General features: G+C 52.1%; 26 protein-coding genes. 12 read left to right on the top strand and 14 right to left on the bottom strand.

Features of this window, described 5'->3' with window-relative positions; all coding sequences use genetic code 11:
• Positions 1-175 precede the first annotated feature (175 nt).
• The 3 genes from ACOTWU_RS11355 to osmB all read left to right on the top strand — a co-directional run bounded on the left by ACOTWU_RS11355 (position 176) and on the right by osmB (position 1,629).
• Positions 176-358 carry a hypothetical protein gene (locus ACOTWU_RS11355; protein ID WP_003856825.1) on the top strand — a complete coding sequence of 61 codons (183 nt, stop codon included), beginning with the start codon at positions 176-178 and terminating at the stop codon, positions 356-358.
• A gap of 37 nt (positions 359-395) precedes the next feature.
• The gene (locus tag ACOTWU_RS11350) at positions 396-1,148 is read left to right on the top strand and encodes a DNA-binding transcriptional regulator YciT (protein WP_017384211.1); all 753 of its coding nucleotides are present in this window, start codon (positions 396-398) and stop codon (positions 1,146-1,148) included.
• A gap of 262 nt (positions 1,149-1,410) precedes the next feature.
• Entirely contained in the window at positions 1,411-1,629 is a 219-nt protein-coding gene (gene osmB, locus ACOTWU_RS11345) for an osmotically-inducible lipoprotein OsmB (RefSeq protein ID WP_017384212.1), read from the top strand.
• 104 nt (positions 1,630-1,733) lie between these two features.
• Here osmB and yciH read toward each other — a convergent pair whose 3' ends face one another.
• From yciH to pgpB, 5 genes are all read right to left on the bottom strand, one after another.
• On the bottom strand, positions 1,734-2,060 hold the full coding sequence (gene yciH / locus ACOTWU_RS11340; RefSeq protein WP_003856822.1) for a stress response translation initiation inhibitor YciH: 327 nt from the start codon (positions 2,058-2,060) through the stop codon (positions 1,734-1,736).
• Positions 2,060-2,797 (bottom strand): orotidine-5'-phosphate decarboxylase, encoded by a 738-nt coding sequence (gene pyrF, locus ACOTWU_RS11335; protein WP_045911817.1) that lies wholly within the window; start codon positions 2,795-2,797, stop codon positions 2,060-2,062. Before pyrF ends, yciH begins: the two co-directional genes overlap by 1 nt.
• A gap of 184 nt (positions 2,798-2,981) precedes the next feature.
• The gene (gene lapB, locus ACOTWU_RS11330; RefSeq protein ID WP_049134440.1) at positions 2,982-4,151 is read right to left on the bottom strand and encodes a lipopolysaccharide assembly protein LapB; all 1,170 of its coding nucleotides are present in this window, start codon (positions 4,149-4,151) and stop codon (positions 2,982-2,984) included.
• A gap of 6 nt (positions 4,152-4,157) precedes the next feature.
• Positions 4,158-4,466: a LapA family protein gene (locus ACOTWU_RS11325; protein WP_003856817.1), complete on the bottom strand. Its 309-nt coding sequence runs from the start codon at positions 4,464-4,466 to the stop codon at positions 4,158-4,160.
• Between the two features lie 148 nt (positions 4,467-4,614).
• On the bottom strand, positions 4,615-5,382 hold the full coding sequence (pgpB, locus tag ACOTWU_RS11320; protein ID WP_003856815.1) for a phosphatidylglycerophosphatase B: 768 nt from the start codon (positions 5,380-5,382) through the stop codon (positions 4,615-4,617).
• Positions 5,383-5,579: 197 nt separating this feature from the next.
• Here pgpB and ribA point away from each other — a divergent pair, with 197 nt between their 5' ends.
• Positions 5,580-6,170 carry a GTP cyclohydrolase II gene (ribA, locus tag ACOTWU_RS11315; protein WP_003856813.1) on the top strand — a complete coding sequence of 197 codons (591 nt, stop codon included), beginning with the start codon at positions 5,580-5,582 and terminating at the stop codon, positions 6,168-6,170.
• 37 nt (positions 6,171-6,207) lie between these two features.
• Here the strand turns inward: ribA and acnA are convergent, their stop codons facing one another.
• The 6 genes from acnA to topA all read right to left on the bottom strand — a co-directional run bounded on the left by acnA (position 6,208) and on the right by topA (position 13,693).
• Positions 6,208-8,883, bottom strand: coding sequence for an aconitate hydratase AcnA (acnA, locus tag ACOTWU_RS11310; RefSeq protein WP_126498579.1), 2,676 nt, complete (start codon positions 8,881-8,883; stop codon positions 6,208-6,210).
• A 165-nt stretch (positions 8,884-9,048) separates the two neighbouring features.
• Positions 9,049-9,147: a small membrane protein YmiC gene (gene ymiC, locus ACOTWU_RS11305; protein WP_032103392.1), complete on the bottom strand. Its 99-nt coding sequence runs from the start codon at positions 9,145-9,147 to the stop codon at positions 9,049-9,051.
• 137 nt (positions 9,148-9,284) lie between these two features.
• Positions 9,285-9,455: a hypothetical protein gene (locus ACOTWU_RS11300; RefSeq protein ID WP_006810843.1), complete on the bottom strand. Its 171-nt coding sequence runs from the start codon at positions 9,453-9,455 to the stop codon at positions 9,285-9,287.
• A gap of 2 nt (positions 9,456-9,457) precedes the next feature.
• Entirely contained in the window at positions 9,458-9,598 is a 141-nt protein-coding gene (locus ACOTWU_RS11295) for a YmiA family putative membrane protein (RefSeq protein WP_213083754.1), read from the bottom strand.
• 336 nt (positions 9,599-9,934) lie between these two features.
• Complete coding sequence (gene cysB / locus ACOTWU_RS11290; protein WP_006810844.1) at positions 9,935-10,909, bottom strand: HTH-type transcriptional regulator CysB; 975 nt, start codon at positions 10,907-10,909, stop codon at positions 9,935-9,937.
• Positions 10,910-11,095: 186 nt separating this feature from the next.
• On the bottom strand, positions 11,096-13,693 hold the full coding sequence (gene topA / locus ACOTWU_RS11285) for a type I DNA topoisomerase (protein ID WP_003856806.1): 2,598 nt from the start codon (positions 13,691-13,693) through the stop codon (positions 11,096-11,098).
• Between the two features lie 398 nt (positions 13,694-14,091).
• On the opposite strand from topA, the gene ACOTWU_RS11280 reads away from it, so the two are divergent.
• A complete protein-coding gene (locus ACOTWU_RS11280) occupies positions 14,092-14,343 on the top strand; it encodes a YciN family protein (protein WP_003856804.1) in 252 nt (83 codons plus the stop codon).
• 35 nt (positions 14,344-14,378) lie between these two features.
• Here the strand turns inward: ACOTWU_RS11280 and sohB are convergent, their stop codons facing one another.
• Positions 14,379-15,425 carry a protease SohB gene (gene sohB, locus ACOTWU_RS11275; protein ID WP_017384218.1) on the bottom strand — a complete coding sequence of 349 codons (1,047 nt, stop codon included), beginning with the start codon at positions 15,423-15,425 and terminating at the stop codon, positions 14,379-14,381.
• A 252-nt stretch (positions 15,426-15,677) separates the two neighbouring features.
• Here sohB and ACOTWU_RS11270 point away from each other — a divergent pair, with 252 nt between their 5' ends.
• Together ACOTWU_RS11270 and cobO are read left to right on the top strand one after the other, a co-directional pair.
• Positions 15,678-16,439, top strand: a complete 762-nt coding sequence (locus ACOTWU_RS11270) for a YciK family oxidoreductase (protein WP_126498580.1) — start codon at positions 15,678-15,680, stop codon at positions 16,437-16,439.
• Positions 16,436-17,026 (top strand): cob(I)yrinic acid a,c-diamide adenosyltransferase, encoded by a 591-nt coding sequence (gene cobO / locus ACOTWU_RS11265; protein WP_015570385.1) that lies wholly within the window; start codon positions 16,436-16,438, stop codon positions 17,024-17,026. Before ACOTWU_RS11270 ends, cobO begins: the two co-directional genes overlap by 4 nt.
• 34 nt (positions 17,027-17,060) lie before the next feature.
• Here cobO and rluB read toward each other — a convergent pair whose 3' ends face one another.
• Both rluB and ACOTWU_RS11255 read right to left on the bottom strand, forming a co-directional pair.
• A complete protein-coding gene (rluB, locus tag ACOTWU_RS11260; RefSeq protein WP_003856794.1) occupies positions 17,061-17,936 on the bottom strand; it encodes a 23S rRNA pseudouridine(2605) synthase RluB in 876 nt (291 codons plus the stop codon).
• Positions 17,937-18,495: 559 nt separating this feature from the next.
• The gene (locus ACOTWU_RS11255; protein WP_006810850.1) at positions 18,496-18,621 is read right to left on the bottom strand and encodes a hypothetical protein; all 126 of its coding nucleotides are present in this window, start codon (positions 18,619-18,621) and stop codon (positions 18,496-18,498) included.
• Between the two features lie 1,060 nt (positions 18,622-19,681).
• Here ACOTWU_RS11255 and ACOTWU_RS11250 point away from each other — a divergent pair.
• The 5 genes from ACOTWU_RS11250 to ACOTWU_RS11230 all read left to right on the top strand — a co-directional run bounded on the left by ACOTWU_RS11250 (position 19,682) and on the right by ACOTWU_RS11230 (position 22,887).
• Positions 19,682-20,149, top strand: a complete 468-nt coding sequence (locus ACOTWU_RS11250; protein WP_421625766.1) for a hypothetical protein — start codon at positions 19,682-19,684, stop codon at positions 20,147-20,149.
• Entirely contained in the window at positions 20,142-20,576 is a 435-nt protein-coding gene (locus ACOTWU_RS11245; protein WP_220719521.1) for a hypothetical protein, read from the top strand. The genes ACOTWU_RS11250 and ACOTWU_RS11245 overlap by 8 nt, the downstream gene beginning before the upstream one ends.
• Positions 20,577-20,757: 181 nt before the next feature.
• Positions 20,758-20,913, top strand: a complete 156-nt coding sequence (locus ACOTWU_RS11240) for a hypothetical protein (protein ID WP_154591465.1) — start codon at positions 20,758-20,760, stop codon at positions 20,911-20,913.
• Positions 20,879-22,108 (top strand): primase-helicase family protein, encoded by a 1,230-nt coding sequence (locus ACOTWU_RS11235; RefSeq protein WP_220719519.1) that lies wholly within the window; start codon positions 20,879-20,881, stop codon positions 22,106-22,108. The genes ACOTWU_RS11240 and ACOTWU_RS11235 overlap by 35 nt, the downstream gene beginning before the upstream one ends.
• 362 nt (positions 22,109-22,470) lie before the next feature.
• Positions 22,471-22,887 carry a hypothetical protein gene (locus ACOTWU_RS11230; RefSeq protein WP_006810857.1) on the top strand — a complete coding sequence of 139 codons (417 nt, stop codon included), beginning with the start codon at positions 22,471-22,473 and terminating at the stop codon, positions 22,885-22,887.
• Positions 22,888-23,030: the final 143 nt, after the last annotated feature.

Here is a 23,030-nt window from a genome sequence, read left to right as displayed (position 1 = left end):
TAAAAAAGCGCGTTGCGCGCAGTTTTAGACTAATCCACCCCTACAACCCGCAGCATACGGGGGCCAAATTTATCACTTTCATTTATGAACTTTGGTTATTGCATTTTTTACCTTCTCTTTTGAATCAATTTTCTGCATCATTGATAATATTAACTTTTCGCTTCAGGGTGAGCTTATGTCTAACATTGATGCAACAGCCGTGGCACAGCGTATTGATACTGTGCTGGATATTCTTGTCGCAGGCGATTATCACTCTGCTATCCGTAACCTTGAAATCCTCAAGTCTGAACTGCTGGCTGAGAACGGCGCTGATAACGCTCCAGAATCCACTCAACCTAAAGCCCCGTGGGAAGTGTAGCCACGTCGTTTCCGCCCTTGCCTTTTAAATGGATGCTATGAATTCCCGACAACAAATCATTTTGCAGATGGTGATCGATCAGGGACGCGTAAGCGTGGTCGATCTCGCTAAAGCCACCGGCGTTTCTGAAGTCACCATTCGTCAGGATCTGAATCTGCTGGAAAAACAGAGCTACCTGCGGCGTGCGCACGGATATGCCGTTCCACTGGACAGCGACGACGTCGAAACCCGCATGATGAACAATTATGCGCTCAAGCGGGAGCTGGCGGAGTTTGCTGCATCCTTAGTGAATAACGGTGAGACCGTCTTTATTGAAAATGGCAGCAGTAACGCTCTTCTGGCGCGCACGCTCGCCGATCAAAAAGACGTTACCATCATCACCGTAAGCAGCTATATCGCCCATCTGTTGAAGGAAACTCAGTGCGAGGTGATACTGCTGGGCGGCATTTACCAGAAGAAAAGCGAAAGCATGGTGGGGCCATTAACGCGTCAATATGTTCAGCAGGTTCACTTCAGTAAGGCATTCATTGGTATTGACGGCTGGCAGCCCGACACCGGCTTTACTGGTCGCGACATGATGCGTTCAGACGTGGTTAACGCCGTACTCGCCAAAGAGTGTGAAGCGATTGTGCTGACCGACAGCTCTAAGTTTGGCGCCGTACACCCTTATACGATGGGTCCGGCTTCACGCTTCAGCCGTGTGATTACGGATGAGCGTTTGCGCGATGAATATCGCCAGCAATTAGAACAAGACGGCCTGACTGTCGATATTGTGAAAAAAACGGCCTGATTATCCTGCTGCGCCCGAATAATGGGCGCACTTAAACCTTTCTCTGAGAGTATTCCGACCCTGCCTTTAAGAGTTTTTACCTGTTGAAACCGTTCTAAACACGTAAAATTAATATTAGCGATATAACAGGAAGTGACTATCACCTGCGTGATGATGAAACGCCTGCGCGACCAGCTTTCACGGGAACAGAATTTAAGTATGGATATTGTCTATACTTAAAGTGCATTCCTTTCCGTGAATCGATAATTCAGGAGAAAGTATTATGACCTTTACCAGCAAAAAATTAGCCGCCGCTGTTCTGGCAATCACTGTAGCAATGTCCCTGAGCGCTTGCTCTAACTGGTCTAAACGTGACCGTAACACCGCGATTGGTGCCGGTGCTGGTGCGCTTGGTGGTGCAGTATTAACGGATGGTAGTACGCTGGGTACATTAGGTGGTGCTGCCGTAGGTGGTGTTATCGGTCACCAGGTGGGCAAATAATCACCATAACGGCTCTCACCGGTATAATAATATATTTTGTATTTTCAGGTCTGACTTACGCACGTTAAAAAAAGAGCCACGGCAATGTCCGTGGCTCATTTATTTTAGCCGCCCGCCAGTTTAACTTTCATTCCTTTGGCTTCCAGCAGCGTTTTAATTAAATCCCGTTTATCACCCTGAATCTCAATAATGCCGTCTTTTACTGCCCCACCGCATCCGCACTTCTTTTTAAGTTCAGCGGCGAGCTTTACCAGGTCTGCATCATCCAGATCAATGCCAGTGACAAGGCAAACCCCTTTACCTTTCCTGCCGCTGGTCTGGCGCTGAATTCGCACGATACCATCGCCTTTTGGACGTTCAGCTTTCTCTTTTGGCTCTTCAATGCGCCCGGTATCCGTTGAATAGACCAGACGACTGTTGGCGTCACGCATTATGCCCCCTTTTTCAGTGATGCATTAATCGCTTTCAGGGTCTCTGCCGGATGAGCGGATTGCGTCACCGGGCGACCAATCACCATATAGTCTACACCCGCGCTCAGCGCCTGCTCTGGCGTCATGATGCGTCGCTGATCCCCAGACTCGCTGCCTGCCGGACGGATACCTGGCGTTACCAGTTTAAAGTCGCGGCCTAGCACAGATTTGAAGCGAACCGCCTCCTGAGCCGAACAGACCACGCCATCGAGACCACACTGTTGCGTGAGGCGCGCCAGACGCTCCGCGTGTTCGGCAGGTGACAACGTCACACCCAGGTCGCGCAGGTCGGATTCATCCATACTGGTCAGCACGGTGACGGCGATCAGAAGCGGAGCGTCATTGCCAAACGGCACCAGCGCTTCGCGCGCAGCCGTCATCATGCGTGCCCCGCCGGATGCATGAACGTTAACCATCCACACGCCCAGTTCAGCCGCCGCAGCTACGGCGTGCGCAGTGGTATTTGGAATATCATGGAATTTCAGGTCGAGGAAAACGTCGAAGCCACGCTGGTGCAGATCGCGGACGATTGACGGGCCGAACAGCGTAAACATCTCTTTGCCTACTTTCAGACGGCAATCGCGGGGATCAATGCCATCAACAAAGGCCAGTGCGGCGTCACGGTTATTGTAATCCAGAGCGACAACTACGGGAGAATCGGTAACTACGCGGGAAGTGGAGGATGTAACAGACGTCATGACCAGCCCTTTTTGTCTATGGGCGCGCAGCGGCGCGGAACAGATAAACGGCGTGCATTCTACCTGCCCTCGGGGTAAATGAACAGAATCGAATGCTTTTCCTGCCGAACCCCAGACCGCTCGGTGCTGATGAAATTACTACAACCATTAGTATGTTGTAACTAAAATGAGGCGTTTTAAAAAATCACTGCCCGTCCAGACCTCGGATTGGCTTAATGGTGGACCACGCCCGGCAGGAAGGGCAATGCCAGTAAAGCGAATAGGCGGTGAAACCGCATTTCTGGCAGCGATAGCGCGGTTTGCTCCGCACCTGTTCACCCACCATGTCTCGCAGCACCATCAGGCTCTCTTTAGCGCGCCCTTCTTCTGCGTCATTAAGGTGGTAATCCATCAGCTTATGGAATACCCGCATGGTAGGATGACGCTGCAACTGACGGGTAATGTATACCTGGGCGGTATCACTCCCTTCGTGCTCTTCGACGACATCTGACAGCATCAGTTCGGCTGTGGCACCGGTGTTTTCTTCAACGCAGCGACGCAGAAACGCAACCCACTCGTCCTGCTTACCTAACTGCTGATAGCAGGTTTGCAGCATTTCCAGCGTTTCGCTGACCAGCTCTTTGTCCTGATCGATAACGCGAAGCAGGCTCTCCACGGCTCTGGCGTAATCACCGTTAGCCATAAAGACCCGCCCCATCATGATCGAGATGCGCGCGCTGTTGCGATCGGCCGCAGCGCCTTTCTTTAACAATGCCATGGCTTTATCCATGTCATCGCTACCCATCTGCTGGAGAGCCAGCTCGCAATAGAAGTGGGCAATTTCGACGCGTTGTTTGTCTTTACCGAGTTTGACCAGCCGTTCGGCGGTATCAATCGCTTTTTGCCAGTCGCTGGTGGCCTGATAGATTTGCAGAAGCTGCTGAAGCGCACCGATACGGAAGTCCGTCTCATCCACCAACTGAGAGAACATATCCTCGGCGCGATCGTAAAGCCCCGCAGCCATGTAATCCCGCCCAAGTTGCTGCACGGCCAGCAACCGTTGCTCATAGGTCAACGAAGCGCTTTCCATCAGGGTCTGGTGGATACGAATGGCACGGTCAACCTCTCCGCGCGAGCGGAACAGGTTTCCCAGGGTGAGATGCGCCTCAACGGTGCCGGTATCCTCTTTAAGCATGTCGAGGAACAGATCCACCGCTTTGTCCTGCTGATTGCTCAGCAGGAAGTTCACCCCCGCTACGTAGTCACGGGAGAGTCGGTTTGCTTCATCCTGTTTTGTTTGTTGCGCGCTTCTGCGGCCCATATACCAGCCATAGGCTGCGGCGACAGGCAAAAGCAGAAACAACAACTCCAGCATATTCGATTATTCCTTGACTACCGGCACACCAGAGCTCGCCGGAATGTCAGACGCAGGCGTAAGTTGATGTTCAAGTCGTTTAATTTTACGTTCAGCGCGAACAAGAGAAACACGAACCTTAAGCCAGAACAGGCCGCATACAAGCCAGCCGATGACAAAACCCGCCGCGAATAACACCGCCAGCAGGCTCGACACCCGGTACTCGCCCTGCGCCAGCAGATAGTTAAAACTTACCTGTTGATCGTTTTGCGCGCCCAATGTGACTGAAATGACAAAAATCGCCAACACCAGTAAGAAAATGAGTAAATATTTCACATGACTTCCCGTTATGTGGTTCGAGCGTATAAAGCGTGTTCAACTCACTGCAATCAGCCTTATAAGCTACCATTTTAGTGGCGGGCGCGAAATGGAAAAAGTAACGCGCCCTACATGGATTTATGGTCAAAATGCGGAATATCAACCTTCAGGTTCCGCCAGACTCCCTTTCGGCTATTTCTTCCTTCTCTTCCGGCGGCGGCGTCAATGGTCCACAAAAACGTTGTGCAAGCCAGGTCGCCAGCGTCACCAGTACCCACGAGATCAGCGTTGCCACCACCAAATCACGCGGCCAGTGCATCCCCAGCAGCATCCGGCTGCCCATTACGCCTGTCGCCCAGACCAGCAAAATCGCAATCGTGAGGGTACGCCGACGCGGCCACAGCAGTCCCACGCCAAGTAGCGCCCAGCTGGCAGCAAACATCGTATGCCCGGAAGGAAACGCAAAGCCGGTCTCTTTTTGCCAGTGTTTGCGTAAAAAGGTCGGGATATCCTGCTGTTCTGCAAGCTGCTCCTTTACCAACGCACCGCGATCTTTACGCTTTAAATTGTAGAACTCATCCACCGGAACATGATGCGTTTTTTCCAGCCAGACGACGAAAGGACGGGGTTCCTGCACACGATCCTTGACCCACGACTTCACCCCTTGCCCGATAAGTATGGCGCCGCCGAGAATAGCGAACAGTACCAGCGCCGCGCGAAGGCGAAAGCGCAGGCACCACAGGAACCAGCCACAGAGCAGCACGTGCGTAATAATCCCCCACGGCTGGGTGACCGTCTCGGTTATCCAGTATAAGGCTTTCAGCCACGTCTCGTTTTGTCCGGGCTGCCACATCCAGCCGGAGAACCAAACGACCAGGGGTATAACGAGCAATACGGCAGCTCCTGCGGCCGTTCGTCTGGCAATTGAAAGCATGTCCTCTCCTTTTTCACTAAGCACCACAATCATAACTGAATTTCATCATTCTGGTGGATATGTCGGATTGTGCGTTTAACGTTTGTAAAGCGTGGTGGTGATTAGGTGAAGTTGCCGGGCTTGTGGCAAAATAGTCCGATACAGAAAGCATAATGGGGCAAAGGCACGAAACGTGTCAGCCTGGTCTGGAGAATCACATGCAGCTTAAACGTGTGGCAGAAGCCAAACTGCCAACCCCATGGGGCGATTTCCTGATGGTGGGTTTTGAAGAACTGGCAACCGGGCAAGATCACGTCGCCCTGGTGTTCGGCGACATTTCGGGGCAAACGCCGGTGCTGTCCCGCGTTCATTCAGAATGTCTGACCGGTGACGCGCTGTTCAGTCTGCGGTGCGACTGCGGTTTTCAGCTTGAAGCCGCCCTTTCTCATATCGCAGAGGAAGGACGTGGCGTTCTGCTGTATCACCGTCAGGAAGGTCGCAATATTGGACTGCTGAATAAAATCCGCGCCTACGCGTTGCAGGATCAGGGCTACGATACCGTCGAAGCGAACCATCAGCTCGGCTTTGCTGCTGACGAGCGCGATTTCACCCTGTGCGCGGATATGTTCAAGCTGCTGGGCGTGGACGAAGTGCGTCTGTTGACCAATAACCCGAAAAAGGTGGAAATCCTCACTGAAGCGGGCATCAATATTGTGGAACGCGTACCGCTGATTGTCGGCCGCAACCCGAAAAACGCGCACTACCTCGATACCAAAGCTGCCAAAATGGGGCATCTGCTGAGCGAGTAAACGCAAAACGCCCGGCACATGTGCCGGGCGAGTTTTATCAGTCCAACATCTTACGAATCACATAATGTAAAATGCCGTCGTTCTGATAATAGGTCAGCTCTGTTGCCGTATCAATACGACACCGGCAATCCAGCACTTCTGTCGTTCCATCTGCGCGCGTTAACTTCACCGGAACGGTTTTACCCGGTTGCAGATTTTGCAGACCGCTGACATCAATCTGCTCTTCCCCGGTCAAACCCAGCGTTTTACGCGTTACGCCCTGCGGGAACTCCAGCGGCAGGATCCCCATCCCGATCAGGTTTGAGCGGTGGATACGTTCAAAGGATTCGGCAATCACCACGCGAACCCCGAGCAGACGCGGACCTTTTGCCGCCCAGTCGCGACTGGAACCGGAGCCGTACTCTTTACCGGCAATAACGGCCAGCGGCGTACCCTGCTGCTGATACTTCATGGCTGTGTCATAAATTGAAATGACCTCTGTATCCGGCAGGTGGCGCGTCATACCCCCTTCCACGCCTGGGACCATTTCATTGCGAATGCGGATGTTGGCAAAGGTCCCGCGCATCATCACTTCGTGGTTACCGCGGCGCGAACCGTAGGAGTTGAAATCGCGACGTTCCACGCCACGACTTTGCAGATACCGACCTGCCGGACTGTCCGCCTTGATGCTACCCGCAGGGGAGATATGGTCGGTGGTGACGGAATCGCCCAGCATCGCCAGAATGCGCGCGCCGTGAATATCTTTCAGCGGTGCAGGCTCCGCCAGCATTTCGTCGAAGAATGGCGACAGGCGAATATAGGTGGAATCATCCTGCCAGTCATAGGTATCGGAACCCACCACGTCGATCGCTTTCCATTCCGCTGTGCCTTCGAACACTTCCGCATACTCTTTGCGGAACATCTCGGTGGAAACTTTCTCTACCGCGCGCGCAATTTCGCGCGATGATGGCCAGATGTCTTTCAGATAGACCGGTTCATTTTTGCGATCGTGACCAATCGGATCGGTCGCCAGGTTAATGTTCATGTTTCCGGCCAGCGCATAGGCTACAACCAGCGGCGGCGAGGCCAGCCAGTTGGTTTTCACTAGCGGATGAATACGCCCTTCAAAGTTTCGGTTACCGGAAAGTACCGCGCCAACGGTCAAATCCCCCTGCTTGATCGCCATTTCAATAGGTTCAGGCAGTGGACCAGAGTTACCGATGCAGGTCGTACAGCCGTAGCCCACCAGGTTAAAGCCCAGCTCGTCGAGGTAAGGCGTGAGTCTGGCCTGTGCCAGGTAATCGGATACCACTTTCGAACCAGGCGCCAGGGAGGCTTTAACCCAAGGCTGTGGCTTGAGCCCCAGCTCTACCGCTTTTTTTGCCAGCAGCCCGGCAGCCATTAACACACTCGGGTTGGACGTGTTGGTACAGGAAGTGATAGCGGCGATCACCACGGCGCCGTCAGGGAGCTGATACTGATGCCCGTTCAGAACATAGTCCACCGGACGGTGATCTTTTTGTGCGGCGTTAACTTCCAGCTCATTGCTGGCGGCAAAGGCTTTCGGAACGTTGCTCAGGGCGACGCGGTCCTGCGGACGTTTTGGCCCTGCGAGGCTTGCCTCAACTGTGCCCATATCCAGCTCCAGCGTACTGGTAAATACCGGCTCGTCACCCGGGTTACGCCACATGCCCTGCGCTTTGGTATAAGCCTCAACGAGAGCCACCTGCTCCTCGCTGCGACCGCTGAGGCGCATATACTCCAGCGTAACGCTATCAATCGGGAAAAAGCCGCAGGTCGCGCCATATTCCGGAGCCATGTTGGCGATGGTGGCCCGGTCCGCCAGCGGCAGTGAATCCAGACCATCGCCATAAAATTCAACGAATTTGCCCACCACGCCATGCTTACGCAGCATCTGGGTGACCGTCAGAACCAGATCCGTGGCGGTAATGCCTTCGGACAATTTACCGGTCAGCTTAAAGCCCACCACATCGGGAATGAGCATTGATACCGGCTGGCCGAGCATGGCCGCTTCCGCTTCAATACCACCGACGCCCCAGCCCAGAACGCCAAGGCCGTTAATCATGGTGGTGTGTGAATCGGTGCCCACCAGCGTATCAGGGTAAGCCACCCACTCTTTATCCTGCAATTCACTCCAGACGGCTTTGCCAAGATATTCCAGGTTGACCTGGTGACAAATGCCAGTGCCCGGTGGAACAACGCTGAAGCGGCTGAAAGCCTGCTGACCCCATTTCAGAAATACGTAGCGTTCATGGTTACGTTCCATCTCCAGACGGACGTTTTCGCCGAAAGCATCGTCGTCACCAAAGTGATCGACGGTGACGGAGTGGTCAATGACGAGGTCTACCGGGGACAAGGGGTTAACCTTAGCTGTATCGCCCCCGAGACGCTTAACGGCTTCACGCATAGCTGCCAAATCCACCACCGCTGGCACGCCGGTGAAATCCTGCATCAGCACTCTGGCCGGGCGATAGGCAATTTCTCTGTCTGCATGAGCATTTTTCAGCCACCCTGCCAGAGCCTGGATATCCTCCTCGGTAACCGAGTCGCCATCCTGCCAGCGCAAGAGGTTTTCCAGTAAGACTTTCAACGACTTGGGTAACCGCGAAATGTCCCCAAGCGTTCTGGCAGCCAGCGGTAAGCTGTAGTAGCGCCAGGTTTTATTTTCCGCCTGTAATGTGTCCTTACTGGCTTCGCGTAGGGTTAACGACATAAGCTCCTCCTTAAAAACAGGGATGTCCTGACAATCATCAGGGCTGTAATTAAAGATAACACAAAGATGTCGTAACGTTTTGATAACAACCCAAATTGATAAATTTAGGAATGGTCCAACGCGAGGGATAAAACAAAAAACCCCGCCGTGGCGAGGTTTTACGATTTAGTGCAGGGCCAGCCAGAGGAGCTGACACCAGAAGAGGATCGACGCTGAGAATACGCCGAGCCATGACCAGTATTTTACGGTTGTCATGTTATTCATCATAGGGACACCAGTCTTTAATTATTTAAGGTTGCGAGGTCTGCCCTCGTTCTATATTGCTGATGTGTATTTATTAAGGAGTACAAAAGTGCACAGTCTATGTTCAGACTATTTGCATCATTACGCAAAAATCAAAATTATTGTTTTTTGGGTTCGTCTTCCGCGAACACATCAATAAAGGCCTGCTGCTGCGGCGTCAGTTTCCAGGAAGCTGGCACGCTGGTTGCTGGCGCCTTACGGGCTTTGTGAGCATTGTCACGAAGCTGACACATCTCTTTTCTCGCTTCTGTACGCACCGTCATGACCATAATCAACCCCAGTAATTCCAGACAAGAAGAGCAACCACCACCCAGAACAGGGCAGAGCCAAGAAAGACCGCCAGCCAGGCTTTACGCTTAAGCGCGGGATCCCTTTGCGGTTCTTCACTTCCTGACGGCATTGCTAACCTCATACAATCGATATCGCTTATCATTTAGAGACCAAACAATTGGCACAAGTAATCATCTGATGAGATAAATCCTAAAGAAACTTTAGCCGAAAAGCCAGTGAATTTACGTATCCGAGCCCGGGAAAATTCAATCTTTTGACCCGAAATAAATAATTGAAAAGAATAATTTGCACAGCTGTAAATTAGTTTCTACTTTTGTCGCAAATTTGCGACAGTAAAACCATAGTCATCAAATGGGTTATGACGATATATGACAGTGGGCGTAGATGATGATAATTCTAATTCAGATTTAAAGCGGAATGACGGTATCTTTCCGCAAGAGAAAGATACCGGGAGTGATTATTTGGCGGGAAGTTTAATGTCTTTAAACATCTCTTCGATGTCTTCATTGGAGCGTAACGCCACAGCTGTATCCACCACATCGCGCGTTAAATGTGGCGCAAAGCGTTGAATAAAATCATACATATAGCTGCGCAGGAACGTGCTGCGACGAAAACCTATCTTGGTGGTGCTGTGACTGAAAATATCATGCGCATCCAGACGCACCAGATCCGGGTCTGAGACAGGATCCACCGCCATGCTGGCAATAACCCCAACGCCCAGGCCCAGACGTACATACGTTTTTATGACGTCCGCATCCGTCGCCGTAAAGACAATCCGTGGCGTTAATCCGGCGCGGTTAAACGCGGTGTCCAGTTCAGACCGGCCCGTAAAGCCGAACGTATAGGTCACCAGCGGGTATTGCGCCAGTTCTTCGATTGTCACTTCGCCCTTCCCCGCCAGCGGGTGATCCGGGGTCACGACAATAGAGCGGTTCCAGTGGTAGCACGGGAGCATGACCAGATCATCGTACAGATGGAGCGCTTCCGTCGCGATAGCGAAGTCTGCATTGCCTTTAGACACGGCCTCTGCGATTTGCGTCGGTGATCCCTGATGCATATGCAGGGAAACGCGGGGATAGCGTTCTATGAAGCCTTTGATCACCCCGGGAAGCGCATAACGCGCCTGTGTATGCGTGGTGGCAATATACAGAGAGCCTTTATCCGGCCAGGTATGTTCCCCGGCGACGGATTTAATGGCGTCGACTTTGGAGAGCACTTCCCGTGCGATGCGTATGATTTCCTGTCCTGCCGGGGTGACCTGAGTCAGGTGCTTACCGCTGCGGGCAAATATCTGAATACCTAACTCATCCTCCAGCATACGCACCTGCTTACTGATGCCGGGCTGAGAGGTATAAAGACCTTCTGCGGTGGAAGAGACATTGAGGTTATGATTGACGACCTCAACGATATAGCGAAGCTGCTGTAATTTCATGCCAGACCATCCGATTTAGCGCATGCGTCAATCGCTTAAGACGATTTGATAATAAGAAACGGGTTAACTATAACCACTATATCATTTATAGCCAGGCTGTATAGTACGGAAAAAAAAATAATAACTACGTAATAAAAAAGGGCCGGAAGTCCGGCCCTTTTACAGGTAAGTTACGGTAAGGGAAGATTATTTCTTGCCTTCAACCCATTTCCCGTCGACAAAGAAGGCTGACCATCCGGTCGCTTTGCCCTCTTTCTCTGCCGCCACGTACTGCTGCTTCGTTTTACGGCTGAAGCGCACCACGGTTTTGTTGCCTTCCGGATCCTGCTGTGGCGCATCGGCCAGGTAACGCAGTTTCTCCGGCAGACGGTCGCGGAAGCGGTACAGCTCTTCTACCAGCGGCGCACGGGTTTCGCGCGATTTCGGGAAGGTGTTGGCCGCCAGGAATACCCCGGCAGCACCGTCACGCAGCACGAAATACGCGTCTGACTTCTCGCACGGTAGCTCAGGAAGCGGAACCGGGTCTTCCTTCGGCGGCGCAACTTCACCGTTACGCAGGATCTTACGCGTGTTTTTACAGTCGTCGTTGGTGCATGCCATGTACTTACCGAAGCGTCCCATTTTCAGGTGCATTTCGGAACCACATTTCTCACACTCAACGATTGGACCGTCATAGCCCTTAATACGGAACTCACCTTCTTCGATCTCATAACCATCGCAGGTCGGGTTATTGCCACAAACGTGCAGTTTGCGTTTTGGATCGATCAGGTAGCTGTCCATCGCCGTGCCGCATTTCTTACAGCGGCGTTTGGCGCGCAGTGCGTTGGTCTCCGCATCGTCACCTTCCAGCACGTTGAGAACTTCGTTCTCCGGCACGAGGTTGATGGTGGTTTTGCAACGCTCTTTCGGCGACAGCGCATAGCCAGAGCAACCGAGGAACACGCCCGTGGTCGCGGTACGGATCCCCATTTTACGGCCGCAGGTTGGGCAGTCGATGCTCGTCAGTACCATCTGGTTAGGCAGCATGCCGCCCTCTTCAGGATCTTTCTCGGCTTTCTCAAGCTGATTGGTAAAATCGCTGAAGAAGCTGTCGAGAACTTTCTTCCACTCTGCCTTATGGCTGGCAACCTCATCGAGGCTGTCTTCCATCTGCGCGGTGAAGTCATAGTTCATCAACTCGCGGAAGTTCGCTTCCAGACGGTCGGTGACAATCTCACCCATTTTTTCAGCATAGAAACGACGGTTCTCGACGCGAACGTATCCACGATCCTGAATGGTCGAAATAATTGACGCATAGGTGGACGGGCGACCGATGCCGCGTTTTTCCAGCTCTTTCACCAGCGATGCTTCGCTGAAGCGCGCAGGTGGCTTGGTGAAGTGCTGAGCCGGGACCAGATCAACCAGCGACAGCTCGTCACCTTTGTTGACTGAAGGCAGCGTTCTGTCTTCATCGCCTTTACGCAGCGCAGGCATCACTTTTGTCCAGCCGTCGAAGCGCAGAATGCGGCCGCGCGCTTTCAGGCGGAAATCACCCGCGCCGACGGTCAGCGTGGTGGAGTCGTATTTCGCTGGCGTCATCTGGCAGGCTACGAACTGGCGCCAGATCAGCTGATACAGCTTCTGGGCGTCCGCTTCCATATCTTTCAGCGATTCTGCCAGAACGGAAACGTCAGAAGGACGAATCGCTTCGTGCGCTTCCTGAGAATTCTCTTTGCTGGCGTACTGATTAGGACTGTCCGGCAGGTATTTCTTACCGAAGTTGTCCTCGATATAGCCACGCACCATGTTGACAGCGTCCTGGCTCAGGTTGGTGGAGTCAGTACGCATGTAGGTGATGTAACCCGCTTCATACAAACGCTGGGCCATCATCATGGTTTTCTTCACGCCGTAGCCCAGACGCGTACTCGCCGCCTGCTGGAGAGTTGACGTGATAAACGGTGCGCCAGGCTTGCTGCTGGTCGGTTTGTCTTCACGATCCAGAACCTGATAACGCGCTTTTTCCAGCAGCGCCACGGCGGCCATGGTTTGATCGCGATTTTCAGGACGGAACGGTTTGTCGTTGTGGTGGCTCACCTGCAACGGCAGCGCATCGCCGCCCGGCGTGGTGACATTCGCATCCACTTCCCAGAACTCTTCCGGGACGAACGCTTTGATCTCGCGTTCACGCTCAACAACAAGACGAACAGCCACAGACTGCACACGCCCCGCAGACAGGCCGCGAGCGACCTTTTTCCACAGCAACGGCGAGACCATGTAGCCTACAACGCGGTCCATAAAGCGACGCGCCTGCTGAGCGTTAACACGGTCGATATTCAGTTCACCCGGCTTTTCAAACGCCTGACGAATCGCATTCTTTGTAATTTCGTTGAACACTACACGGCTGTAGCGTTTGTCATCACCCCCGATCACTTCCCGCAGGTGCCATGCAATGGCCTCCCCTTCGCGGTCAAGGTCGGTTGCGAGATAAATGTGGTCTGCTTTTTCAGCAAGCTGTTTCAGCTCGTTAACGACTTTTTCTTTGCCTGGCAGCACTTCGTAATGTGCATCCCAGTTGTGCCATGGGTTAACACCCATGCGGTTGACAAGCGCGCTACGTTCATCCTTTTTAGGCTTTTTAGCCCCTTTGGTGGAGGTAGAGTCTGCGCTCTTTTTGCTGGCTGAGCCACTGGTCGGCAAATCGCGAATGTGACCAACGCTGGACTTAACCACGTAGTCATTGCCCAGATATTTATTGATCGTTTTGGCTTTTGCCGGGGACTCAACGATGACGAGAGCTTTACCCATATTCACCTTTACCTAATTTAATTCTTCCAGGAATACGCCGCACGTTGATTTCCCTTCCGCTGACGACGAGCCATTGATATTGCGACATCGTCAGGGGATATCAACCCCTATGTGTTACCGAACGTCAGAATGGCGACATCCAGGTCATTGAGTTTTCGGGTATTTTTCTCACATCAAAGTTCATTCGTGACGAATTCCCGGTCGAATGTCAAGCAATTCTGTTGCCAGAATGACGAAAGCGCACACTGTACCTGATAAAATTCGTTACGCAACTTTATTAGCATGCAAAAGCAAATCCCGCCAGCCAGCCCCTGTTTCTTATCCCCTCGGATAACAGGGAAAATTTGCCCCCGAAGCGACCCAGGCGTAGACTATTGTCACTGTTTAAGGAGTGGAATATGCAGAATACGACCCAACCCATTGACCGAGCTTCACTGCTTATCGAAGCAAACAAACTCATTCGCGACCATGAAGACACCCTGGCGGGAATTGAAGCGACTGGCGTGGAACAACGTAATGGCGTGCTGGTGTTCAGCGGTGAATACTTCCTTGATGAACAAGGGCTACCCACCCCGAAAAGCACCGCCGTGTTTAACATGTTTAAATACCTGGCGCATACCCTCTCAGAGAAGTACCACCTGGTCGATTAAAACGAAAACGCGAGGCATCTGCCTCGCGTTTGTCTTTACAGCAGCGGCTTTTGTCCGCGCTGCAACCAGCGTAGCAGCAGGCGATCCGCGCTTTCTGCCGCGCTATTGGTAAAACGGTCGAGCAGGCGCTTACGTCGGGTGAAGCGCACCCCCACCAGCTCACGGCCTTCCATCAGGTTGAGCAGGAGGTCATCGCTGGTACCCACTTCATCCACCAGCCCTTTCTCCTGCGCCTGCGTGCCGTACCAGTGCTCGCCCGTAGCCACCTGCTCAATGTCCAGCGTTGGGCGCATGCGGTGCACGAAATCCTTGAACAGATGGTGGGTTTCGTTCAGATCTTCCCGGAACTTCTGCCGTCCCTCTTCGGTATTTTCGCCGAGCAGCGTCAGCGTACGTTTGTACTGACCCGCCGTATGCAGTTCGATGTCGATCTCTTTATTTTTCAGGAAACGATTGAAGTTAGGGATCTGCGCGACCACCCCAATCGAGCCGATAATGGAGAACGGTGCCGCGACGATTTTATCCGCCACGCACGCCATCATATAGCCGCCACTCGCCGCGACCTTATCTACCGCGACGGTGAGCGGGATCTGTTTATCCCGCAGACGTTGTAACTGCGAAGCCGCCAGTCCATACCCATGCACTACGCCGCCCGGGCTTTCAAGGCGTACCACCACCTGATCCTGGGCTGTCGCCACGGCCAGCACCGCCGTCACTTCTTCACGCAGAGAGGAGACTTCATGCGCATCCATGCTACCTTTAAAATCGAGCACATAGACGCGCGGTTTTGCGTCAGCCTGTGGCGTGGCGAGCTTAGCTTTCGCCTTCGCGGCTTTGGCGTCCTGCTTATGTTTTTTCTTCTGGGCTTTTAGCCACAGCTTCTGTTGATGATCGTCAAGCAGCGCCAGAGACATCTCCTCCTGCATCTCTTTATACTGCTCGCTCAGGCGGGTAATGCGTAACTCACCACGCTGACGCTTACGCTGCGTCAGGTTGACAATCAGGACGGCAATCACCGCGACAGCAATAACCACCGTCGCGATTTTGGCCAAAAACAACCCATACTGAAAAAGTAATTCCACGCGTTCCACCTTGATTTAACCACGAATCTTTCACGCCAGTGTACAACAGCCCTGCGCAGGCGTCTCGCTCTGGACATTACCTCTGCGAGGCGGCTTCAGGAATCCCCCGCTTCTGGTTTAAATCTTTGCAAATTGTTAATTTCCCAGCGTTCTGTCCTGTAGACTGATTGAATTCTGACGCTGTTTCGGGCATAAAGCCGAAAAGTCATAAATAAAGGTGCAAGTCACGCCCAATGCGCCTGAGGAGCCACCGTGCATTATCAGCCACAAAAAAACCTTCTACAGAACCGCATCATTCTGGTTACCGGTGCCAGCGACGGGATTGGTCGCGAAGCGGCGCTGACCTATTCTGAATACGGTGCGAGCCTTATTCTGCTGGGACGTAATGAAGAAAAGCTCAAGGTCGTCGCCCGTGAAATCGAAAACGCCGGCGGTACCCTCACGCCCTGGTATACGCTCGATCTGCTGACCTGCACGCCAGCGTCATGTCAGGCCCTTGCCCAGCGGATCAGCACACATTATCCGCGTCTGGACGGCGTACTGCACAACGCGGGGTTACTGGGCGAAGTGCGCCCGATGGATGAACAGGATCCGGAAATTTGGCAACAGGTGATGCAGGTTAACGTCAACGGGACGTTTTTCCTGACCCAGGCCTTGCTTCCTTTATTACTCAACTCCGATTCCGGCTCGCTGGTATTTACCTCCTCCAGCGTGGGGCGTCAGGGGCGTGCGAACTGGGGGGCTTACGCCGCCTCAAAATTTGCCACCGAAGGAATGATGCAGGTGCTGGCCGAAGAGTACCAAAGCCGCCACCTGCGGGTTAACTGTATTAATCCAGGCGGTACGCGCACCAAAATGCGCGCCAGCGCCTTCCCGACAGAAGATCCGCAGAAGCTTAAAACCCCGGCCGATATCATGCCCCTTTACCTGTGGCTGATGGGTGACGACAGCCGTCGCAAAACCGGAATGACCTTCGATGCCCAGCCAGGCCGCAAACCGGGGATATCGCAATGAGTGATGATCGGCATCAGCAGCGCCAGCAGCGTCTGAAAGAACAGGTTGATGCACGCGTGGCGGCCGCTCAGGACGAGCGCGGTATCCTCATCGTGTTCACCGGCAACGGCAAAGGCAAAACCACCGCCGCATTTGGGACCGCCACCCGCGCAGTCGGGCATGGGCAGAAAGTGGGCGTGATCCAGTTTATCAAGGGTGAATGGCCCAACGGCGAGCGTAATCTGCTCGAGCCGCATGGCGTTGAGTTTCAGGTAATGGCAACCGGTTTTACCTGGGATACCCAGAACCGGGAAACCGATACCGCAGCCTGCCTCGCCGTCTGGGAGCATGCCAAAAGAATGCTTTCAGACCCGTCGCTGAACATGGTGTTGCTGGATGAGATCACCTATATGGTGGCGTATGACTACCTGCCGCTGGAAGCCGTGCTGGAGGCCCTCAGGAACCGCCCTGCACACCAGACGGCGATCGTCACGGGGCGCGGGTGTCATCGGGACATTCTGGAGCTGGCCGATACCGTCAGCGAGCTGCGTCCGGTTAAGCATGCGTTCGATGCGGGTATCAAAGCGCAAATTGGGATTGATTACTGAAAAAAAAGCCCGGTATATTCACCGGGCTTTTCAATTAACCGTTGTTATTACGGCTGCCAGAGCGGCGATTGCTGCTGACCTGGCTGTGACGTTTCACCGCACGGCGGATTTGATTCGCCTTCATGCGACGACGATCTTTCTCTACCGCCACTTTCGACGTGGTTTCTGGCGTCAGGCCAACCAGATCGCGCAGGTAGTTGGTTTGCGTCAGATCCAGTTCGGTATAGCCGCCACGTGGCAGGCCTTTCGGCAGCAGAATGTCGCCATAGCGGACGCGAATCAAGCGACTCACCTGGACACCGACCGCTTCCCACAGTCGACGCACCTCGCGGTTACGTCCCTCTGTCAGGGTAACGTTGTACCACTGGTTAATGCCTTCACCACCGGTAAACTTGATGGTTTTGAACGCCGCAGGGCCGTCCTCCAGCTGAACACCACGCGACAGGTCGCGCAGTTTGTTCTCATCAACCTGGCCGAAAACACGAACGGCGTATTCACGTTCCACTTCACGACTCGGGTGCATCAGACGGTTTGCCAGTTCACCATCGGTGGTGAACAGCAACAGGCCACAGGTGTTCACGTCCAGACGGCCTACGGCAATCCAGCGGGCGCCACGCAATTTTGGCAGACGGTCAAACACCGTCGGGCGACCTTCCGGGTCGTTGCGGGTACACAGTTCGCCTTCCGGCTTGTAGTAAGCCAGTACGCGGCAGATCTGTTCAGCAGACTCTTTCACGGAAATAAGATGGCCGTCAATGCGGATCTTCAGCCCCGGTACGATTTCAACGCGGTCACCGAGCGTGGCGATTTTACCGTCCACACTCACGCGGCCTGCTTCAATAATGGCTTCGATTTCACGACGCGAACCGTGGCCGGCGCGCGCCAGCACTTTCTGTAACTTCTCGCTCATTGAGCTTCCTCAGGTGTCGCCTTCACAGGCGTCGAATAGACACTAACAAATCTATATAAATCAATGCGTTAGCATGTTTAGTTGAAGGTCATTATACGCGATGTTCACCACATTGTAACCTACTTTGTTGTACAGCCTGTTCACCACCTAAAACTTACCCTCTGATTAAGTTTTAAGCAAAAAAAAGTAAGTGTTGCGCATCTGTTCACAAGCGCGAGTATGAAAGATTTGAAATAAGTAGTAATTTTTAAGTTTTTATGGTAGCCACGCCCTTGACAAGGCATGGGATGATGTGCTACCCTACACACGAAGTTCGCGAGCGAAGCGAGTGAGGTTTGTCTCTCGAAGAGAGAGAATTACCTTTGCACAATAGTGATCTTTCATGTTAGTCATGAAAGAGAGTGTATGTCTGTTCCTGTGTGTCAATCACTACTCAAGTGTACACTCTATTTCTGATCTGAATTAACCTAACCTTGATAATAATCCTTCTTGTTACTCTCTGATGTAGGCAGGAGTAATCCGAAGTCATACTCTGACCCAACTAACCTTTAACTTAACCTTAAACTTTATCCTGCATTATCTCTTCCCGTTGCTCACCGATGACCACCACCAGAGATTCATCATGATGAGATTCCAGATTAAGCTGGAGAATCGTCTCGATGATGGCAGTCTTCAACATCTTCATTTAACCACTTCCACCAGCCCCGGTGCGCATTACAGCCTATCTCCCTGATGTTTACCCACCCTTTGAGCGCAAGCAGCACAGGACGCAGTAGACGAAGCGTGAACAGCTATTCGGAACAATGCCAAAGCTGGACCACGGTAAGCCGTCGCCCTTCTCACTGGTGCAATGACGATACCAAGGAATCGCCCTGCAACATCCAGAAGATGATTCCCCGAGCCACCAGTGCCGCTATCTGACGTAGTGGACAGCGGAAGCCCCGATCAAATGCCTACGCTCTAACGAGTGCTACTGGCCATTCTCTCTGACAGCTTCGCTGTATTCCCACTATCCAATCCCCCTCATGCAGATCCAGACAATACAACTCGCAATGCACATTTAAATACATAAGTCAACAAAAATCAATTGACAAAAAATGCTTTTTAGTGTATTATAAACATTAGGAAAGCAATGTTGTGAACAAACGCCTCTGAGCGATAGTTTTTGTTCTTAGAATCTACTTCTTACTATTCCCATAGTTAGTATCGTATAGCGCAGCTTGCGCACTCTCCGCAGAATAAAGCCTCCCGGAAGCTAAACGTTTTAAAGTCGATGATTCCCAGATCACCCGGTCTGATTATTTCGGTTGTGTTGGACGTTTGGGCAATCCTTCCGAGGAGGCTTTCCTATGCTCAAAGAAAAGGAAAACTCATACAGTTGAAAAGTCAAAATCTGAAAGAAATTAAAAAGTGGCTCCCTCGTTTCGAATACCACATCTATCGTGACAGGTTACGCCAGTATGGTATGCCAACCACTCCACACCGAGTTGCATTTATGTACTGGGCCGAAGAAATCATGAAACATTGCTTCACGTTCGAGGACTTCGTAGATGAATGGAGCAATGGCAATGAGCACCGAGAAATAAATCGATGGGTGGATAGTGGAGTTCTCAGCATGGAATACTTTGAAGGAAAATTCTATTACGTCACCTCGTACATTGTTGGAGGTGTAAGCCCATTTTATTGTCACACCTGCAACCGAATCAACATTAAGAAACTTCTATCTATAAAGGAGCAATGTCCTCATGACTAAGCTACCAGCAGCATTCACCAAAGAAATAAAAGCCGAGTTTAAAATACAGCGTGATCAATACGTAGCTGATTACATCGAATCCCATCTCACGGATGTTTTCAGTATCTCTGATTTTTATCCGGTAGTGCTCATTAAGCTACAGACCGCTATTCAAGATGGGTACGAAATCGCGGAGTTTGAGCGCCAGCCATTCTACAACATTGGTGATCCTGCAATGCGTATCGTGATGAACAAAAAGCAGCAGGAAATCGACACAGAGCGCCGTTCCCTCACAGAGGCAGCAGAAGCAGCTTTAATGGCCTCCCTTGAGGCTCAAGCGGAAGAGCTATACCAACAGATGGTTGCAGAGGAAAAACGCCGTAAACGTGCAGAAGCAGCCGCGCAAGCAGCAGCAGAAACCGAGGCTCTCACCTTCTCTGGTCGCCTACGTGCATCCTTTGTGAAAGGCTCCCATGTTTGAACCTTATGCGCAGAAGTGCAACCCGGCAAAACTCGCCCAGAGGAGCGCCAGCGACTACCGGAAAATGATGATCGCCGAGCAGGACGGGAGGGACTTCATAACAGGCTCACCACTGACAGATCCGGTTATTGACCATGACCACAGGACGGGACATTGCCGCCTGATCCTGAACCGTGTGACGAATGCCATAGAAGGCGACTTTAATCTCATCCTGTCTCGTGTTGCTTATCGTGAAGATTTTACTCCGCTTTTGTGGGAAGTTTATTTTGGCTTTCACGATACCTTGTACGATGAATTATACAATGCCGCGCTTGAGCGCCGGAATGGTTATTTAAAAGAACACCACTTCAGATTTATCTTAAAACAGTTTGCGGTGTATTACGCCGTGCGATTCGACCACCTCAACCATTTGGAGTATTACAGATGACTACAAAAGCAGAGAAATCATTATCATGGCTTAGAAGCTACTGGAACAACCAACCACCAGCAGAGATAGCCAAATCTGAGATTCAGCTATTCAGTAAGGAAGTGAATAAACTAACGATTGGGGAGTTCTACCAGTGGCTATTATCCGAAGGTTACATCTTTAAAAATAAGGATACTAAATAATGCTGCAACTTAAAATAGCTCGAGATCTGCTGACGTGGATTGATGCAAGCAAGGGTGATGACAGTCGCCCAACTTTTATTATCAAGACATTACGTAAGGTAATGACGAACGAGGAAACGAATGAATCCAAAGCTACAAATAGAAAAGCTGATTGACCATCTACAGAAACAGAAATACGCTTTTATCTCCGCTCAAGGTAAAATACTTCTCCACCACATCCCCACTAACACAAATCACGGTCTGGACATTCTCGAACGGGAATACTATTTATCGACTGGTGAGCAGTGGCGACGAAGTTATTTAAACCTACTCTGGGATCACATTCCTTTTATCAAGGTGAATGAATTCAACCCGACGCAGCCCTACGGTATCGACCAGAACGGCACACTGAACACATTCAGGCGCTGGCGCAGTGATAAGACACCAGCGGCAGATCTGACACTATGGCACTCCTACCTGGCCCGACTCTTCCCCGACCAGACAGACCGCGCCACAGTGAGCGCGTACATGGCGCACATGTTCCAGCACCCGGAACAGCGCCCAAGCTGGCACATCGTGATCCCAAGCGACACCGGAACGGGCAAGGGTTTTTTGTTCAATCAAATCTTGTCACCGCTCCTGATGCACCAGACAACGCTGTACAGCAATTACAGCACCCTAACCAGCGTCCATAACGATGCTATGGCCCGTACAATCCTGATCCTGTTTGATGACCCGCCGCCAGCCACGCGCAACATGGCAGACCGTCTAAAGAGCATTCAGACAGAACCGGTTATCGAAATTAACCGGAAGTACGAACAGCCCCGTAAAGTGCTAACATTTACAAGATTCTTCACCTTTTCAAACAGTGAAAGTCCGATTGAAGTGGAGGCGAATGACCGCCGCCATTATTGCACTCACTACATACGCCACAAGGTGAGCAGGGAGGAAACCGCCGAGTTTATCACCTGCCTTGCGGAGTGGCTCGCCGTTGGCGGTCTGGAAGCCGTACACGCCTGGCTAATGGCTTACCCCTTGTCCGAGTTCACCCCTTATCGCCCACCTTACAGCGTGGCGCTGGAACGCATGAAACAAGCCAGCATCACCGAAGAGCAGAACGAAGCGGAGATCTTCACTGGAGAGAATCCGGCGTTTGCATTCAAGGCATTCCATGATGCTTGTCCATCGTTCCCGCGACCACAGGATGCGAGTCAATGGTTACGTGACAACGGCTATGTCAGTGCCAGAGTGAACACCAGAGCAGGGTTAAAATCAGTTTGGTATCGAGCGCCGCAGGACGGCAGCGGGAAAATCCCGGAGAGCGCCCTTTCCTGGTTTGTCGATAAATACTACCCAACCCCGACGAAATGATCAGGGCTACAGGGCTACGATTTTAGCCCTGTATTTTGAAACCCGCGCCGCTACAGGTCTGATCAGGGCTACAGGGCTAACAGGGCTACTTATTAAGTATTCTTAGATCTGTTCTACAGCTTCACCATTTTCCAAATGGGAATAACAGGAGCACCAGCGTTTCCCGACTATCAATTTTTAAAAGTTTGATAGGCAAATGCCTAACAACTTCCTTAAAGCAAAATCTGAAATCACTCATACCGTGGATCGGTATCGCCGCCCGGATTTTCGGGCTTCGTTCCTTCCACATTCACGCCGCCTGACGCGCTCCAGCGTACAGCCAGCACATCAAAAAAGATCCAAATTTTACAGGAGGACATTACATGTCAGGACGTACCCACGCAGCATACGTCAATTATTTCCAGAACGGTCGCAAGGCCCACCGTTTAGCCGAGGTTGAGCGCCAGCTTGCCGCAGAGACAAGCCACCAGCAAGAGAAGCGCCAGCTCGAAGCGGAAGCACGGAGCGCTGAGAACATCGCAGACCATTTCCCAAGAGTGATCCCGGATACGCCTTTAATCGAAATGCACCCCGGCTACTACATTCACCGCCTTGAGTGGGAAGCTCACCGCGACGGCTTGAGCGTGGTCACGGTCACAGACGAACGAACCACCAGAGATCCCGAACTTGTTTCCTATCAGTGGAACCACTTTGTAATCACGCACCGCAGCCCCTGGGCACTTGAGGACTACCGAATCAGATACTACCCGTTTAGCCTCCCGGAACATGTAGCGAAATAGCACAGTATTTCGACACACCAAAATCCGGGTCTTTTCCCCTTCAAGATTGTGTCATTTTCAGAAGACGACTGCACCAGTTGATTGGGCGTAATGGCTGTTGTGCAGCCAGCTCCTGACAGTTCAATATCAGAAGTGATCTGCAC

The organism is Enterobacter cloacae complex sp. GYL001 (assembly GCF_049237125.1).
Taxonomy (GTDB): Bacteria; Pseudomonadota; Gammaproteobacteria; order Enterobacterales; family Enterobacteriaceae; genus Enterobacter; species Enterobacter hormaechei_C.
Note: the sequence above shows the minus strand (reverse complement) of the source record. Positions and strands in the feature narration are given on the sequence as shown.

What these genes read in the sequence shown, in the direction of transcription:
- cysB (WP_006810844.1), bottom strand. Translation starts at nt 10,909, where the DNA reads ATGAAATTACAGCAGCTTCGCTATATCGTTGAGGTCGTCAATCATAAC.
- pgpB (WP_003856815.1), bottom strand. Translation starts at nt 5,382, where the DNA reads ATGCTTTCAATTGCCAGACGAACGGCCGCAGGAGCTGCCGTATTGCTC.
- pyrF (WP_045911817.1), bottom strand. Translation starts at nt 2,797, where the DNA reads ATGACGTCTGTTACATCCTCCACTTCCCGCGTAGTTACCGATTCTCCC.
- topA (WP_003856806.1), bottom strand. Translation starts at nt 13,693, where the DNA reads ATGGGTAAAGCTCTCGTCATCGTTGAGTCCCCGGCAAAAGCCAAAACG.
- ACOTWU_RS11255 (WP_006810850.1), bottom strand. Translation starts at nt 18,621, where the DNA reads ATGAAGATGTTGAAGACTGCCATCATCGAGACGATTCTCCAGCTTAAT.
- rluB (WP_003856794.1), bottom strand. Translation starts at nt 17,936, where the DNA reads ATGAGCGAGAAGTTACAGAAAGTGCTGGCGCGCGCCGGCCACGGTTCG.
- ACOTWU_RS11245 (WP_220719521.1), top strand. Translation starts at nt 20,142, where the DNA reads ATGTTTGAACCTTATGCGCAGAAGTGCAACCCGGCAAAACTCGCCCAG.
- ACOTWU_RS11235 (WP_220719519.1), top strand. Translation starts at nt 20,879, where the DNA reads ATGAATCCAAAGCTACAAATAGAAAAGCTGATTGACCATCTACAGAAA.
- ACOTWU_RS11350 (WP_017384211.1), top strand. Translation starts at nt 396, where the DNA reads ATGAATTCCCGACAACAAATCATTTTGCAGATGGTGATCGATCAGGGA.
- ACOTWU_RS11355 (WP_003856825.1), top strand. Translation starts at nt 176, where the DNA reads ATGTCTAACATTGATGCAACAGCCGTGGCACAGCGTATTGATACTGTG.
- cobO (WP_015570385.1), top strand. Translation starts at nt 16,436, where the DNA reads ATGAGTGATGATCGGCATCAGCAGCGCCAGCAGCGTCTGAAAGAACAG.
- acnA (WP_126498579.1), bottom strand. Translation starts at nt 8,883, where the DNA reads ATGTCGTTAACCCTACGCGAAGCCAGTAAGGACACATTACAGGCGGAA.
- ACOTWU_RS11280 (WP_003856804.1), top strand. Translation starts at nt 14,092, where the DNA reads ATGCAGAATACGACCCAACCCATTGACCGAGCTTCACTGCTTATCGAA.
- lapB (WP_049134440.1), bottom strand. Translation starts at nt 4,151, where the DNA reads ATGCTGGAGTTGTTGTTTCTGCTTTTGCCTGTCGCCGCAGCCTATGGC.
- yciH (WP_003856822.1), bottom strand. Translation starts at nt 2,060, where the DNA reads ATGCGTGACGCCAACAGTCGTCTGGTCTATTCAACGGATACCGGGCGC.
- ACOTWU_RS11300 (WP_006810843.1), bottom strand. Translation starts at nt 9,455, where the DNA reads ATGGTCATGACGGTGCGTACAGAAGCGAGAAAAGAGATGTGTCAGCTT.
- ACOTWU_RS11295 (WP_213083754.1), bottom strand. Translation starts at nt 9,598, where the DNA reads ATGAGGTTAGCAATGCCGTCAGGAAGTGAAGAACCGCAAAGGGATCCC.
- ACOTWU_RS11250 (WP_421625766.1), top strand. Translation starts at nt 19,682, where the DNA reads ATGACTAAGCTACCAGCAGCATTCACCAAAGAAATAAAAGCCGAGTTT.
- osmB (WP_017384212.1), top strand. Translation starts at nt 1,411, where the DNA reads ATGACCTTTACCAGCAAAAAATTAGCCGCCGCTGTTCTGGCAATCACT.
- ACOTWU_RS11240 (WP_154591465.1), top strand. Translation starts at nt 20,758, where the DNA reads ATGCTGCAACTTAAAATAGCTCGAGATCTGCTGACGTGGATTGATGCA.
- ymiC (WP_032103392.1), bottom strand. Translation starts at nt 9,147, where the DNA reads ATGAATAACATGACAACCGTAAAATACTGGTCATGGCTCGGCGTATTC.
- ACOTWU_RS11230 (WP_006810857.1), top strand. Translation starts at nt 22,471, where the DNA reads ATGTCAGGACGTACCCACGCAGCATACGTCAATTATTTCCAGAACGGT.
- ribA (WP_003856813.1), top strand. Translation starts at nt 5,580, where the DNA reads ATGCAGCTTAAACGTGTGGCAGAAGCCAAACTGCCAACCCCATGGGGC.